The organism is Mannheimia varigena (assembly GCF_013377235.1).
GTDB lineage: Bacteria > Pseudomonadota > Gammaproteobacteria > Enterobacterales > Pasteurellaceae > Mannheimia > Mannheimia varigena.
In genome coordinates this window covers 2,047,668-2,063,068 of sequence record NZ_CP016226.1, presented here as the reverse complement: position 1 = coordinate 2,063,068, position 15,401 = coordinate 2,047,668, and the positions used below count along the sequence as shown (strand labels likewise).

Here is a 15,401-nt window from a genome sequence, read left to right as displayed (position 1 = left end):
AACACTAAAATTTGGTTTAAATCAAATTTCTTTGATATTTAACCTATTTACCGAAAAAAGAGTATATTCATTTCCTTTTATTAGGAGGAAAATGATACACCTCTTAGATCAATTTATTAACCCATTTTGATCAAATTTCTTTTTTATTTCTCATATTAAATATGATTTGGAGTGATTATGCAGATCTCAAGACGTAAGTTCTTCAAGGTCTGTGCAGGCGGTATGGCCGGAACTTCTGCTGCAATGTTGGGCTTTACGCCAGCAACAGCATTAGCTGCCCCACGTGAGTATAAGCTCTTACGAGCTAAAGAAACTCGCCAAACCTGTACTTACTGTGCTGTAGGCTGTGGAATGATTATGTACAGCTTAGGCGGCGAAGCAATGAACAGCAAAGGTAAATTAATCCACATTGAAGGCGATTCAGACCATCCTGTTAGCCGTGGTGCATTATGTCCGAAAGGTGCAGGTGCATTAGACTATGTGAATAGTGACCGCCGTGTACATTATCCAGAAGTGCGTGAACCAGGTTCAAATGAGTGGAAACGTATTTCTTGGCACGAAGCGATTGAACGTATCGCTCGTCATATGAAAGAGGACCGTGATGCCAACTTCATTGAGAAAAATGCAGAAGGCACACCAGTAAATCACTGGTTAACTGCGGGTTTCTTAGCTGGTTCTGCTTGTAGTAATGAAACAGGTTTATTAACGCAGAAGTGGATTCGTTCTCTCGGTATGGTATTTACCGACAACCAAGCGAGTATCTGACACGGACCAACGGTAGCAAGTCTTGCTCCATCATTTGGTCGCGGTGCGATGACCAACCACTGGGTTGATATTAAGAACTCTGATCTCGTTATCGTCATGGGCGGTAACGCTGCAGAAGCTCACCCTGTCGGTTTCCGCTGGGCGGTTGAAGCAAAAAAACAAAACGGTGCGAAGTTAATGGTGGTAGACCCACGCTTTAACCGTAGTGCTGCTGTTGCTGACATCTATATGCCGCTGCGTCCGGGTACGGACATTGCGTTCCTATTAGGTGCGGTCAATTATTTGCTGAAAAACGATAAAATTCAGCACGAATACGTCAAACACTATACCAATGCCACGTTCTTAGTACATGAAGGCTTCAAATTTGAAGACGGTTTATTTACCGGCTATGATGAGGCAACCCGTACTTATAAAGATAGATCAACTTGGACTTATCAAATGGATGAAGAAGGCAATCCGAAGCGGGATATGACTCTTCAAGAGCCTCGTTGCGTGCTTAATATGTTGCGTGAACACGTTTCTCGCTATACGCCAGAAATGGTTGAACGTATTACAGGTACACCACAAAAAGACTTCTTAATTTTCTGTGAAGAGATTGCAAAAACCTCTGCGCCAGATAAAGCAGCAACTTTCCTTTATGCGTTAGGTTGGACACAACATACCGTTGGTGCACAAAACATTCGCTCAATGGCAATTATCCAGTTACTTTGCGGTAACATCGGTGTTGCAGGTGGTGGAGTAAATGCGTTGCGTGGACACTCAAACGTACAAGGTATTACTGACTTAGGTTTATTCCCTGCTCGTCTTCCTGCCTATTTACCACTACCAAGCGAGTCCGATGTTTCATTAGAAGCATTCCTAACTCGCATTACACCAAAAACAATGGGTGCAGGTCAAACTAACTATTGGGCAAATACGCCGAAATTCTTCATCAGTATGATGAAATCGTTCTATGGCGATAAAGCAACTGCGGAAAACGAGTTTGGTTTCCACTATCTACCAAAACTACAAAAAGGTGGTATCGACCACTTCCGTTTCATTGAGCAGATGTATGAAGGCAAAATCAACGGCTACTTCTGTCAAGGTATGAATCCAATTGCCTCTTACCCGAACTCGCAAAAAATCATCAAAGCGTTAAGCAATTTGAAATATTTAGTCATTTTTGACCCGCTTGTAACAGACACTTCCGAATTCTGGAAAAACCATGGCGAGTTCAACAATGTGAATTCGGCAGAAATTCAAACTGAAGTGTTCCGCTTACCAACCACTTGCTTCGCCGAAGAAGATGGTTCAATTGCAAACTCAGGTCGTTGGTTACAATGGCACTGGAAAGCTGCAGATGCTCCACATCAAGCAAAACCAGATATTGATATATTATCTGAGTTACGTGCTGAGTTAATCCATCTTTACCACAAAGAAGGTGGTAAAGCTCCGATTGAGCCTTTTGAAGCAATGACTTGGAACTATGCGAATCCGTTAGAACCAAAAGCGGAAGAGATTGCGAAAGAGAACAACGGTTATGCATTGGAAGACGTAAAAGATGCAGACGGCAACGTGATCGTGAAAAAAGGCGAGTTGCTTTCAAGCTTCGCTCAAATGCGTGATGACGGTACCACCTCAGGGGCGTGCTGGATCTACACCGGTCAATGGACACAAAAAGGTAACCAAATGGCGAACCGTGATAACTCAGACCCGTCGGGCTTGGGTAACACCCTAGGTTGGGCATTTGCGTGGCCGGCAAACCGTCGTATTCTTTATAACCGTGCATCAGCGGATTTAAGCGGTAAACCATGGAACCCGAAACGCCAGTTAGTGAAATGGAACGGTAAGAACTGGAACTATATTGATGTGGCTGACTTCGGTACAGCGCCACCAAATGCACCAACAATGCCATTTATTATGCAGCCAGAAGGTGTATCAGGCTTATTCGTACGTGAGCGTATGATTGATGGTGCATTCCCGGAACACTACGAGCCGTTAGAAACACCAATTGGCACTAATCCACTTCATCCAAATGTGGTAAGTAGTCCTGTTGCTCGTATTCTACCAACAGATAAGGAAGATCTTGGCATAAGTGCAGATTTCCCATATGTAGGCACAACTTATCGCTTAACAGAGCACTTCCACTATTGGACTAAAAATGCACTCATTAATGTGATTGCTCAACCTGAGCAGTTCGTTGAAATTGGTGAGAAACTTGCTGAAGAGAAAGGCATCAAAAATGGTGATAAAGTACGTGTTTGGTCTAAACGTGGTGAAATCAAAGCCGTTGCAGTAGTGACTAAACGTATCCGAGCATTAGTTTCTGACGGTAAACCAATCCATACTATCGGTATTCCGATTCACTGGGGCTTTGCAGCAACTACCGGTGCAAAAAAAGGTTACTTTGCAAATAACTTAACTGTACGCTCAGGCGATCCTAGTTCTAATACGCCAGAGTCTAAATGTATGTTGTTAAACATTGAGAGAATTGGAGGCTAAAAATGGGTGTAGTTCAATCTCAAAACATTATTAAGATCTCCGCAACCTCTGGTTTAACACCTGCACCGCAGGCTCGTTCCCACCAAGTAGAAGTGGCAAAATTAATTGATGTAACTACTTGTATAGGCTGTAAAGCTTGCCAGGTAGGTTGTTCAGAGTGGAATGATATCCGCTCTGACATCAATGCTGCTTGTGTTGGTGTGTACGATAACCCAGCAGACTTAAACGCAAAAGCATGGACGGTAATGAGATTCAACGAAGTTGAAGAAAATGATCGTTTAGAGTGGTTAATTCGTAAAGATGGTTGTATGCACTGTATGGAGCCAGGTTGCTTAAAAGCCTGCCCTGCTCCGGGAGCAATTATTCAGTACGCAAATGGTATTGTTGATTTCCAATCTGACAAATGTATCGGTTGTGGTTACTGTATCGCGGGCTGTCCGTTCAACATTCCACGTATGAACCCGGAAGATAACCGTGTTTATAAATGTACTCTATGTGTTGATCGTGTGGCAGTCGGTCAAGAGCCAGCTTGCGTGAAAACATGTCCTACAGGCGCAATTCGTTTCGGTAGCAAGGAAGAAATGAAATTCTATGCCGAACAACGTATCGCTGACTTAAAAGCTCGTGGTTATGAAAATGCAGGTCTTTACGATCCAGAAGGTGTAGGTGGTACACACGTTATGTATGTATTACACCACGCTGATAAACCAGAACTTTATTCAGGTTTACCAAAAGATCCGAAGATTGATGCCACAGTTACACTATGGAAAGACATCTTAAAACCAGTTGCAGCCGTTGCATTAGGCGGCTTAGCATTAGCTGAGGTTGCACATTATGTGACCGTTGGTCCAAACGTTGAAGAAGATGTTGAAGATCACCACCACGATATTAAAGAAGGAGATAGACATGAGTAAGCCATTTATCGTTACGAATGATACTAAAATTGTTCGTCACAAACCTATTGCTCGTGTTAGCCACTGGTTCCTAGTAATTTCGTTCTTTATGACGATGTTTACAGGTGTGGCATTCTTCTTCCCTGATTTCGCATGGCTAACAGAGATCTTAGGTACACCACAAATTGCTCGTGCAGTACACCCTTTCACAGGGATCATTATGTTTATTGCATTTATTATTATGGCTCTCATTTATTGGCATCATAATATTCCAGAGAAAAACGATATTCGCTGGGCAAAAGGCATTGTTGAGGTGTTAAAAGGTAATGAACACGCGGTTGCCGATAACGGCAAATACAATCTAGGTCAGAAATTACTATTCTGGACATTGATTCTTGCGATGTTTACCCTCTTAATTACAGGGATTATTATGTGGAGACAATTCTTCTCTCACTACTTCTCAATTCCTGTATTAAGAATTGCAATTTTACTTCACTCATTTAGTGCATTTATGTTATTTACTGGAATTCTAGTACATATCTATATGGCATTCTGGGTAAAAGGCTCAATCAGAGGTATGGTTGAGGGTTGGGTAACTGTTCGTTGGGCAAAAAAACACCACCCAAGATGGTATCGTGAAGAAGTACTACCAGAAATTGAAAAACACGTGGTTGATAAAAACAAACACTAAATCATCATTTAAAGTGCGGTATAATAACCGCACTTTTATTTTATAGAGAAAATTATGAGCATTAAAATTTTACACCAAGATGAAATTAAGCAAGCAGCTAGCTCATTCCAACAACCAGAGCTATTATTTGCGAATCCTAAGAACCTCTATTCTCGCCGAGCAAAACGCCTCCGTGAACTAGCACAAGATAATCCATTCAGTGAATATCTAGAATTTGCAGCCAACTTAGTTGATATTCAACTTGAGTTATTAGGCAGCCATCCTATTGCAAATTATTCAGAAAAATTAACCGCTTATGTGGAATCAACACAAGGTGATAAACCTCTTAATAGTAAAAACTTCCAGCGTTCTGATGAATGGAGAATATTACTATTAGCAATCATTGATAAATTTAAACCTTATGCAAATGATACTGTACTTTCAACTATTGAGTGGCTAGAAAAAGCATCCATGTCAGAACTTGAGACTCTAGCTGATTATTTACTAAATGAACGCTACGAACAAGTTAGTGCAGACAAAGCGGTCTTTATTTGGTCAGCTCTATCCCTCTACTGGGTACAACTTACCCAACAACTACCTCGTACTGCTAGAGCGGAAATCGGACATAAACATTTTTGCCCTGTATGTAATTCAGCACCTGTAACGAGCGTTATTCATTTTGGTGAAGCTCAAGGTTTACGTTACTTACACTGTTCTTTATGTGAAAGTGAATGGCACGTAGTACGTTCAAAATGTACAAACTGTGATGAGTCCGGCAAATTAAACTATTGGAGTTTAGATAAAATAGAAGCGGCAGTAAAAGCAGAAAGCTGTGGGGATTGCCATTCTTACTTAAAAGTGCTTTATCAGGATAAAGATATCAATGTTGAGCCAGTCGCAGATGATTTAGCCAGTCTATTTTTAGATTCCGAAATGGAGCAGAAAAATTTTACACGTAGCGGATTAAATCCATTCTTGTTCAAAACAGAATAGTAAAAACGGGCAAATAGCCCGTTTTTTATTCTGGAATTGACACCTTCTTAACATCACATTTATTTTCAATTACGTCTTTATCAGACATAAATGCATATCGACATTGAGATTTAAAATATTGAATTTCCGACTTGTCTGGAATTTTTTGAGCACCAAGACGTAACTCTTCCATAGAAAAATTACTTACCTCATTTTCTATTTCTGAATTAATTTTCTTAGTAGGCTTTTTCAATATTCTACGCTCAGATATTTTAAACTTGGGCTTAGATTCTAGCTGCCACTTAATGGATTGAGTTTTACAATTGCTATCCTTTTGACCTGCATAGGCATTACCAATGATAAAACTACATGGAATAATAATATAAAAAGAAACTCTCATTTCATCCTTATATGAATAACAACAGTTCTTGCTCAAACATTATAATGTACTTAACGCATAGTGACAAATTCTTCAGAGCCAGTTGGGTGAATCGCTACGGTATTATCAAAATCAGCTTTAGTTGCTCCCATTTTGATTGCTACCGCAAAGCCTTGAATCATTTCATCTACGCCAAATCCAATACCGTGTAATCCAACAATTTTTTCCTCTTTACCCGCACATACTAACTTCATTTTGCACGGCTGACGATGTTGAGTCACCGCTGTGTACATTGCTGTAAAGGAAGATTTATATACTTTGACATTCTCCTTACCATACTGCTCAATAGCTTGAGGTTCCGTTAATCCAATAGTTCCAATTGGAGGATGACTAAATACAACTGTCGGTACTAAGTTATAATCTAAATGCTCGTTTGGTTTATTGTTAAATAAGCGTTCTGATAATCGACGCCCTGCTGCCACTGCAACTGGGGTTAACTCAATTCCACCTTCAATAATATCGCCTACTGCATAAAGATTAGGCACATTTGTATTTTGGAATTTATCTACTTTAATAAAACCACGCTCATTGATTTCAATCCCAGTTACATCTAAATTAATCATATCAGTCGCTGGCTCTCGACCAATTGCCCATACTAAAGTATCAACTATAGTTTCTCTACCATCTTCTAGTTTCAATGTAAGAGAACTGTTTTCATTTTTCACTACTTCTTGTGGAATCGCTTGGGTATGTAATTTAATACCATCCTGTTCTAATACCTCAACAAGTGCTTCTACAATTAAAGGATCTTGTTTACGCATTGGAGCATTCTGGCGAACAAAAAGATGTATTTCTACACCTAAACTGCTAAATACCCCTGCTAATTCCACGGCAATGTAGCCTGCGCCGACAATCGCAACTGATTTGGGTAATTCATTTAAGGCAAATACACCATCAGAAGTAATACCATACTCTGAACCTTTTAAATCAGGAATCGTAGGTCTGCCACCTGTTGCGATGAGGATATGATCAGCTGTAACCTCCTCAGAAGAACCGTCTGCATAGCTCACCTCAACCGTTTTCACATCTTTAAAACGAGCAAAGCCATTTAAGACATCAACATTATTTTTACTTAATACATTATTGTAAGAATTATGAATACGCTCGATATAAGCTTCACGATTTTCCACTAATTTGCTGTAATCAAACTTATTAACAGTCACATCAAAACCATAATCAGGTGCATAGCGATGAATCGCTTCTGCAATTTGAGCACCATAAAACATCACTTTTTTCGGCACACAGCCCACATTAACACAAGTTCCACCTAAATGTTTTGCTTCAATAATCGCACATTTTTTACCGTAACTTGCAGCACGATTGATAGAGGCAATACCACCACTACCGCCACCAATTGCTAAATAATCATAATGTTTTGCCATATATATCTCTATCCCTTACTCTTTAGTATTTTTTATGTTTAATGTGAGATGAATTCAATGCTTTATCAATATATGCCATTGCTAGTGCTGAAATGATAAAAGCTAAATGTATCACCACTTGCCATAGCATTGTCTTCTCATCTAATTTTGATGCATTGATGAATGTCTGCAATAAGTGAATGGACGAAATACTAATAATCGCCATGGATAGCTTCACTTTCAAAATAGTTGCATTGACGTGGTCTAACCATTCTGGTTGATCTGGGTGGTTATTCACCTTCAGACGAGATACAAACGTTTCATATCCACCAACAATAACCATAACTAACAGGTTAGCAATCATTACCACATCAATCAGATTCAATACGGCAAGCATTACCATATTAGAATCCATTTCGTTTAAATTTATCACTAATTCATACAATGATTTGATAAATTTATAGGCATAAATGCCTTGTACAATAATTAATCCTAAATAAATAGGTAATTGTAACCAACGGCTAGCAAAAATAATTTTGCCTAAAATATTTGCTCTTTTTTCTGCTCCAACGTTCATATTCATCCTATGTAATAACAATAATAAAAGCGGTCGAATTCTAACAATTTTTTGCAAAAAAATTAAGATATCCAACCGCTTGTATTTAAAGATATTAATTATTTTTTAAAGCCTTTCCCATTATTCCAAGAAACTGTATATTCTAACGGTAATCGACAGCTTGGTAGTGCTGGGGTTGCAGCCTTACCTATTGCCAATAACATAACAGGTAAGTAACGCTTTTCATCAATTTCTAATAAACGCATCACCGATTCACGATCAAAAACACCTATAGCGTGGGTATCGTAGCCTCTATCCTTAGCAATGAGCATAAATTGCATTGAAGCTAGACTTGAGTCAATAAGTACTTGATCGCGAATATCTGAGGCAGTTGCTTGATTATGTAAATTCAATAAAAAGTTGAATTGGCGATCTCGAAATTCTGAATGCAGACATCCTGTTTCAATCGCCCTATCTAAAATATCACCTAATAATTTTTCATACTCTAAATCAGCTAATACAGCTATTACCGCAGCAGCAGTTTCGCAAGGTGGGCCATTAAAAGCCACCTTAGTTGATAAAGTTTGTTTGATTGATTCATCATCGACAACAACAAAACGCCAAGGTTGCAAATTTGCTTTAGAAGGTGCTAATTGAGATAAAGACAACATTTCTTCTAACTCTGTACGGCTAATTTTCGCCATTGAATTAAAGGCTTTAATAGTCTTACGTTGCTCAATTACATTTTTTAAATCCATCTTTTTTCTCCTGCTTTGAGTAAACGGAGAATAGTCTATAGCTGAACTACAAATAATGTAATAATTGAAAAGGGGTATTCACGCAATTTATTGAACTAGGTCAAATTATTGACAAAAATTAACTTGCCCACGCATCTATTGTCAATTTTTGTCCAAAATGACTCTCAATAAGCCGTTTTGTAATCTGATGCTCAGGGTTCAACAAAACATCTTTGGTTTGCCCATATTCCACTACTTCGCCACTTTGCATCACCATTATTTTATCGGCAATATGTTTAATCAAACCGATATTCTGCCCAACATAAATATAAGATATACCTTGGCGTTGCTGAACACTCAACATTAAATTTATTAATTGAGTTTTAACCGAGAAATCTAGCGAATTAATCGTATCATCGATAATAATAATTTCTGGCTCTAGAATTAAGGCACGGGCAAAAGCAATACGTTGTTTTTGTCCGCTAGAGGCTTCAGAAATGGGAACAAGCGAATGCTCTGGATACATACCTACTAGTTTTAGGGTATTAAAAATCCTTTCATTCCTCTCTGCCTCAGATAAATCCGTCGCTAATCGTAAAGGTGTATCAAGGATTTGACCAATATTATAATTAGGATAAAAAGCATCGTTTGGGTCTTGAAACATCATTCGGATATGCTTGGCTCGATATTTATAATCACCAAAATTCAGTGCATTACCTCTAAAAATCATCTCACCTGAAGTAGGCTCAACCATACCGGCAATCATTTTCGCAAGTGTAGACTTACCACCCCCATTTTCGCCAATAATCGCCAAAGTTTCTTTTCGGTTAAGTGTAAAAGAAGCATCTTTAACCGCATAAAAATCCTGCTTATGCAAAAGACTGATACGCTCAATAAAACGTTTGCTGAGATGATTAACTTCAAGTAATGCCATAACAATGATTCAAGGAAAATAAAGTGATAGTTTACCGCAAAAAATAAATAAAAAAAGACCGCTTGTAAGCGAACAAGCGGTCTGATTTACGAGAAACTTTGCAAATTATAATACGTTCACGCAGTTTAAGTCTTCGAAAGATTGCTCTAAGCGTTTAGACATAGACTCTTCCATTTTGCGTAACCAAACACGTGGATCGTAGTATTTTTTGTTTGGTGCATCAGGACCTGTTGGATTACCTAATTGACCTTGTAAGTATGCTTCGTTTGCTTTGTAGAATTGAAGAATACCGTCCCACGCAGCCCATTGGGTGTCGGTGTCGATGTTCATTTTGATCGCACCGTAGCTGATCGCTTCACGGATCTCTTCACGGCTTGAACCTGACCCACCGTGGAATACGAAGTCTAATGATTTCGCCGGTAAGCCACGCTCTTTAGAAACGAACTCTTGTGATGCACCTAAGATAGATGGTTTTAATTTCACGTTGCCCGGTTTGTAAACACCGTGTACGTTACCGAATGCCGCTGCAATGGTGAAACGTGGGCTAATTGGGCTTAATTGGTCGTAAACATATAACACTTCAGACGGTTGGGTGTAAAGTTTAGACTCGTCCACATCTGAGTTATCTACGCCATCTTCTTCACCACCGGTTACGCCGATTTCAATTTCAAGGGTCATACCGATTTTGTCCATACGAGCTAAGTACTCACGGCAGATTTCCATATTTTCTTCGATTGGCTCTTCAGATAAATCGATCATATGCGATGAGAACAATGGACGACCGGTTTCTGCGAAGTGTTTTTCGCCCGCTTCTAGTAAGCCGTCAATCCAAGGAAGTAAGTTTTTCGCAGCGTGGTCTGTGTGAAGAATAACAGGCACACCGTATTCAACCGCTAATTGATGAACGTGTTTTGCACCTGCAATCGCACCTAATACATCTGGGCGAGCACCTGAAGTAGGTTTGATACCTTTACCTGCGTAGAATTGTGCACCACCGTTTGAGAATTGTACGATTACCGGTGATTTAACACGAGCTGCAGTTTCTAATACTGCATTTACAGAGTCAGAACCTACGCAGTTTACCGCAGGAATTGCGAAGTTGTGTTCTTTAGCGTAAGCGAAAACTTTTTGTACGTCGTCGCCTGTTACTACGCCCGGTTTTACGATGTTTAATAATGACATTTTTTGCTTCCTTATATAAAGAGTGAAACACACTGTTAAAATAAATAATAAATAGCGGTCAAATTTGCAAAATTTTTTGCAATTTCAACCGCTTGTAACTCATTAGCCGTTTGCACGTTTTTCTAAAATTTCAACCGCTGGTAATACTTTACCTTCAACGAATTCTAAGAACGCACCGCCACCGGTTGAGATGTAAGAAATTTTATCTTTGATGCCGAATAAATCGATTGCCGCTAAGGTATCGCCGCCGCCTGCAATAGAGAATGCACCATTAGCGGTTGCTTCAGCAATCGCATTTGAAATCACCTCTGTACCTTTACGGAAGTTAGGGAATTCAAACACGCCTACCGGGCCATTCCAAAGAATGGTTTTTGAGTTACGGATAATTTCTGCTAATTGTTCTGCTGATTTATCACCGATATCGAAAATAGACTCGTCAGCTTGTACTTCGTTCACCGCTTTTTCTGTTGCCAGTGCAGTTTCAGAGAACTCTGTACCCACACGCACATCAACCGGAACCGGAATGCTGGTCACTTCAGATAAACGTTTTGCTTCAGGGATTAAATCTGCTTCGTATAATGATTTACCTACTGCGTGGCCTTCTGCTGCAATAAAGGTATTTGCGATACCGCCACCTACGATTAATTGGTCAGCGATTTTTGATAAGCTGTCTAAAACCGTTAATTTAGTAGATACTTTTGAACCACCTACGATTGCCAACATTGGGCGTTGTGGTTCTTTTAATGCTTTACCTAAAGCGTCTAATTCAGCCGCTAATAATGGACCTGCACAAGCAACTGGAGCATATTCTGCTACGCCGTAAGTTGAGCCTTCTGCACGGTGAGCCGTACCGAATGCGTCCATTACGAAAACATCGCAAAGTGCTGCGTATTTTTTCACAAGCTCAGGATCGTTTTTCTTCTCACCTTTGTTAATACGCACGTTTTCAAGTACAACCACTTCATTTTCGTTCACTTCAACGCCGTCTAAGTAATCACGCACTAAACGAACCGGAACACCTAAATCTGAAGCATTTAAATAATCCACAACAGGTTGTAAAGAGTTTGCTTCTTCAAACACGCCTTCAGTCGGACGACCTAAGTGAGAAGTCACCATTACCTTCGCCCCTTTTTGTAAGGCTAATTTTAACGTTGGAATGGTTGCCACGATACGAGCATCAGATGTCACTTTGCCATCTTTTACCGGCACATTAAGGTCAGCACGAATAAATAAGCGTTTACCTGCTAAATCAAGGTCAGTCATTTTAATAACAGACATAGTTTGTTCCTCTTTTGATTAGAATTTAAAAAGTGATAACGGTCGGATTATATCAGCTTCTAATCATTTTGGGCTAACCTAGATCAAATAAAGTGATAATTTTTATCAAATTCCTAGAAATTTTTCTCTTTAACAATTTTTTAATCTTTTTTAAATAAAAAAGTTCTAGTATAGTGCTAAAACCTTCGATTTAAGATAACAAAAAATAATCTGGAGTTTATATGTCTAACACAGCTAAAAATCCTTTAAGAGGGTTAATCATTCTTGCAGTTGATATTGTGATTTTCTTTCTATTACTGCAATATCTTCCTTTCAGTGAACAAGAAAATAGAGGCTTAGCCCTGCTTGTTTTTATTGGTATTCTTTGGCTTACTGAAGCCTTCAATATTACCGTAACTGCCTTGATGGTGCCGATATTTGCTATCGGGCTCAACGTACTACCCACCAAAGCCGCTTTTGCTCCATTCTCAGAGCCAATTATTTTTATGTTCTTCGGAGGGTTTGTGATTGCAGCGGTATTAAATATCCAAAAAATCGATCTTTGGATTGCTAATCACGTTATCCGCTTAGCCAAAGGTAATTTAAAACGTACCGTTATTTATCTATTTGCGGTAACCGCTCTACTCTCTCTCTTTATTAATAATACCGCCGTTGCCGCAATGATGTTGCCTCTCACGCTTGGTATTCTGCATAAAGTGGAACTTAACACTAATCGTAATCTTTATGTGTTTGTTCTACTTGGCATTGCCTTTAGTTCTAGCATTGGGGGAATTGGTACATTAGTTGGCTCTGCACCAAATGCATTGTTAGCTTCTCAGATTAAAATTTCATTTTCTGAATGGTTGCCATATGGTATGCCTGTTGCGATTCTGCTGATGATTACAATGGTAATTAGCTTGCTCGTTATTCTCAAACCCAATTTCAATGTGCCGTTTAATGTTGAAATTGAAGATTCAAAACTTAATGGCAAACAGCTCGCTACGCTGATTATTTTCATTGTTACCGCAATTTTACTAACTTTTAGTAGCTACATTGAGCCTTTTATTCGCAATACTTTAGCATTAAAAGAATCCATTAAAAATTTCGATGCGGTAATTGCAATGGTTGCCGTTGTCGCACTTTGTATTTGTAATACTGCCACTTGGTCTGAAATTCAAGAACGTACTGAATGGGGTGTGTTAATGTTATTTGGTGGCGGATTAGTGTTAAGTATTGTGTTACGAGAAACGGGGGCGAGTAAAATTCTAGCAGATACTATTGTGAATTATATTGGCACAAAACATTGGCTGATTATGACCTTAGTAATGACAGCTTTCATCGTATTCTTAACCGAATTTACTTCAAATACGGCAAGCGCAGCCCTAATGCTTCCTATCTTTATTACTGTTGCTAATTCACTTGGTTTGCCGCCAATTTCACTGGCAGCAATTATTGCTTGCGGTGCTTCTTGTGCCTTTATGTTACCAATTGCAACGCCCCCTAATGCAATCGTGTTCGCAACAGGTTACATTAAACAAAGTGAAATGGTAAAAGTAGGTTTGCTGCTCAATATTTTCTGCGTCACGATTATTGGTTGCTTGTCTTATTTCTTCTGGATGACTTGGCATTAATTGCAAAAAACTCCAGTTTTTTGACCGCTTGAAAACTAAAAAGCTGTTTGAATATACCTCTCAAACAGCTTTTTTATATCAGATAATTTTTATAATGAATTAAAGAAAATCACTAAAATAATTACAGGGATCACAAAGCGAACATAATTAAACCAAATATTAGTCAATGTTTTACCCGTGCCAAGCTCTTCTTTTGCTTCATCTTTTAATACAAAGCCGACAAAAATTGCACTACCTAATGCAGTTAAAATAAAGAGAATATTTCCGCTGATATAGTCGAAGGCATCAAAAATACTTTTGCCCATAATTTGCACATTTTTTAGCACATTATCACTTAATGCAGACGGGATATTACCTAGTATAAAAATGGTTACTAAGGTAATAAAAATCGCTTTCTTACGGCTAATGTTTGCTTTTTCTTGAAGTGCAGTAATAATCACCTCATAAATTGTTAATGAAGTGGTTAAAGCCGCAACAACTAACAAGGCAAAGAAAATAATCGCAAAAATTGTACCGCCCCACATATTTGAGAACACAATCGGCAAACTCTGGAAGACTAATGTCGGACCGGAGTTTGGTGCAACGCCAAAGCTGAATAATGATGGGAAGATCATAAAACCGGCAAGAACCGCAATAATTGTATTCATCACACCCGTAATAGTCGCCGTTTTAACGAGGTTTTCATTTTTATCTAAATAGCTTGAAAGCGTAATTAACACACCAAACCCTAGACTTAATGCAAAGAACACCTGCCCCAATACAAACACAAAAAGTTTTGGCGTGATTTTAGAGAAATCAGGCATCAAATAAAATTTAATGCCTTCCACCGCCCCCGGTAAAGTTACGTTACGGATAACCATTACCAGTAAAAACACAAATAGAATCGGCATCAAGTATTTAACTGAACGCTCAATACCATCAACGATTCCCTTCACTAAAATAAAATAATTTACCAGCACAAAAATAGCGGTATAAGTAATAATAATCGCCGGACTATTAAAAATGCTTTGTTGAAAAAATTGATAAGTGGTTTCTACCGTAACAGGCGTTGAGAGGTCAAGGTTGCCCGTAATTAGGCTACCAATATAATTGAGTACCCAACCACCGAGCACCATATAATAAGCTAGAATACCAAATGCACCGAGTAATCCCATATAGCCTAGTATTTTCCAAGCAGGAGAGATTTTTTTACCATTTGCCGAACCACCAAAGGCATCAACGGCATTCACTCGCATTCTTCTGCCAATTACATTTTCAACTAAAATCATTGGGATGCCGATCACAATCATTGCAATGCAAAATAGGAATACATAAGCACCACCACCGTTTTCTCCAACTAAATAGGGAAAACGCCACGTTGCACCGAATCCAACAGTTGCTCCTGCAACAGTCATAATATACGCCAATCTGCTAGACCACGATTGACGTTCTTCACTTTGATTTGCCATTTGATACTCCACAGGCATAAAAATAAAAAATAACGATTAAATAATAAACACAAGCGGTAACATTTTTAGAAAAAT

Annotated in this window: 13 protein-coding genes; 5 read left to right on the top strand and 8 right to left on the bottom strand. The window is 38.9% G+C overall.

What is annotated here, in order from left to right; translation table 11 throughout:
- The first annotated feature begins 177 nt into the window (after positions 1 to 177).
- Genes fdnG through fdhE form a run of 4 tightly spaced genes read left to right on the top strand, consistent with a single transcriptional unit; the run spans position 178 to position 5,802 of the window.
- The gene (gene fdnG / locus A6B40_RS09715) at positions 178 to 3,246 is read left to right on the top strand and encodes a formate dehydrogenase-N subunit alpha (protein ID WP_176672255.1); all 3,069 of its coding nucleotides are present in this window, start codon (positions 178 to 180) and stop codon (positions 3,244 to 3,246) included.
- Positions 3,247 to 3,248: 2 nt separating this feature from the next.
- Positions 3,249 to 4,160, top strand: coding sequence for a formate dehydrogenase subunit beta (gene fdxH / locus A6B40_RS09710; protein ID WP_025247447.1), 912 nt, complete (start codon positions 3,249 to 3,251; stop codon positions 4,158 to 4,160).
- Positions 4,153 to 4,830 carry a formate dehydrogenase subunit gamma gene (locus tag A6B40_RS09705; protein WP_025247446.1) on the top strand — a complete coding sequence of 226 codons (678 nt, stop codon included), beginning with the start codon at positions 4,153 to 4,155 and terminating at the stop codon, positions 4,828 to 4,830. Before fdxH ends, A6B40_RS09705 begins: the two co-directional genes overlap by 8 nt.
- Positions 4,831 to 4,884: 54 nt before the next feature.
- Positions 4,885 to 5,802 (top strand): formate dehydrogenase accessory protein FdhE, encoded by a 918-nt coding sequence (gene fdhE / locus A6B40_RS09700; protein WP_176672254.1) that lies wholly within the window; start codon positions 4,885 to 4,887, stop codon positions 5,800 to 5,802.
- Between the two features lie 25 nt (positions 5,803 to 5,827).
- Here the strand turns inward: fdhE and A6B40_RS09695 are convergent, their stop codons facing one another.
- The 7 genes from A6B40_RS09695 to A6B40_RS09665 all read right to left on the bottom strand — a co-directional run bounded on the left by A6B40_RS09695 (position 5,828) and on the right by A6B40_RS09665 (position 12,268).
- Positions 5,828 to 6,181, bottom strand: a complete 354-nt coding sequence (locus tag A6B40_RS09695; RefSeq protein ID WP_025342830.1) for a hypothetical protein — start codon at positions 6,179 to 6,181, stop codon at positions 5,828 to 5,830.
- A gap of 50 nt (positions 6,182 to 6,231) precedes the next feature.
- A complete protein-coding gene (gorA, locus tag A6B40_RS09690) occupies positions 6,232 to 7,602 on the bottom strand; it encodes a glutathione-disulfide reductase (protein ID WP_176672253.1) in 1,371 nt (456 codons plus the stop codon).
- A 22-nt stretch (positions 7,603 to 7,624) separates the two neighbouring features.
- On the bottom strand, positions 7,625 to 8,158 hold the full coding sequence (locus tag A6B40_RS09685; RefSeq protein ID WP_025216896.1) for a TIGR00645 family protein: 534 nt from the start codon (positions 8,156 to 8,158) through the stop codon (positions 7,625 to 7,627).
- Positions 8,159 to 8,256: 98 nt separating this feature from the next.
- On the bottom strand, positions 8,257 to 8,895 hold the full coding sequence (locus A6B40_RS09680) for a nitroreductase family protein (RefSeq protein WP_025216895.1): 639 nt from the start codon (positions 8,893 to 8,895) through the stop codon (positions 8,257 to 8,259).
- Between the two features lie 118 nt (positions 8,896 to 9,013).
- Positions 9,014 to 9,808 carry a peptide ABC transporter ATP-binding protein gene (locus A6B40_RS09675; RefSeq protein ID WP_025216894.1) on the bottom strand — a complete coding sequence of 265 codons (795 nt, stop codon included), beginning with the start codon at positions 9,806 to 9,808 and terminating at the stop codon, positions 9,014 to 9,016.
- A gap of 105 nt (positions 9,809 to 9,913) precedes the next feature.
- Positions 9,914 to 10,990 (bottom strand): class II fructose-bisphosphate aldolase, encoded by a 1,077-nt coding sequence (gene fbaA, locus A6B40_RS09670; protein ID WP_025216893.1) that lies wholly within the window; start codon positions 10,988 to 10,990, stop codon positions 9,914 to 9,916.
- A 102-nt stretch (positions 10,991 to 11,092) separates the two neighbouring features.
- Positions 11,093 to 12,268: a phosphoglycerate kinase gene (locus tag A6B40_RS09665; RefSeq protein WP_176672252.1), complete on the bottom strand. Its 1,176-nt coding sequence runs from the start codon at positions 12,266 to 12,268 to the stop codon at positions 11,093 to 11,095.
- A gap of 221 nt (positions 12,269 to 12,489) precedes the next feature.
- Here A6B40_RS09665 and A6B40_RS09660 point away from each other — a divergent pair, with 221 nt between their 5' ends.
- The gene (locus A6B40_RS09660) at positions 12,490 to 13,878 is read left to right on the top strand and encodes an SLC13 family permease (RefSeq protein ID WP_176672251.1); all 1,389 of its coding nucleotides are present in this window, start codon (positions 12,490 to 12,492) and stop codon (positions 13,876 to 13,878) included.
- Between the two features lie 89 nt (positions 13,879 to 13,967).
- Here A6B40_RS09660 and A6B40_RS09655 read toward each other — a convergent pair whose 3' ends face one another.
- A complete protein-coding gene (locus A6B40_RS09655; RefSeq protein ID WP_176672250.1) occupies positions 13,968 to 15,326 on the bottom strand; it encodes a sodium-dependent transporter in 1,359 nt (452 codons plus the stop codon).
- Positions 15,327 to 15,401 lie beyond the last annotated feature (75 nt).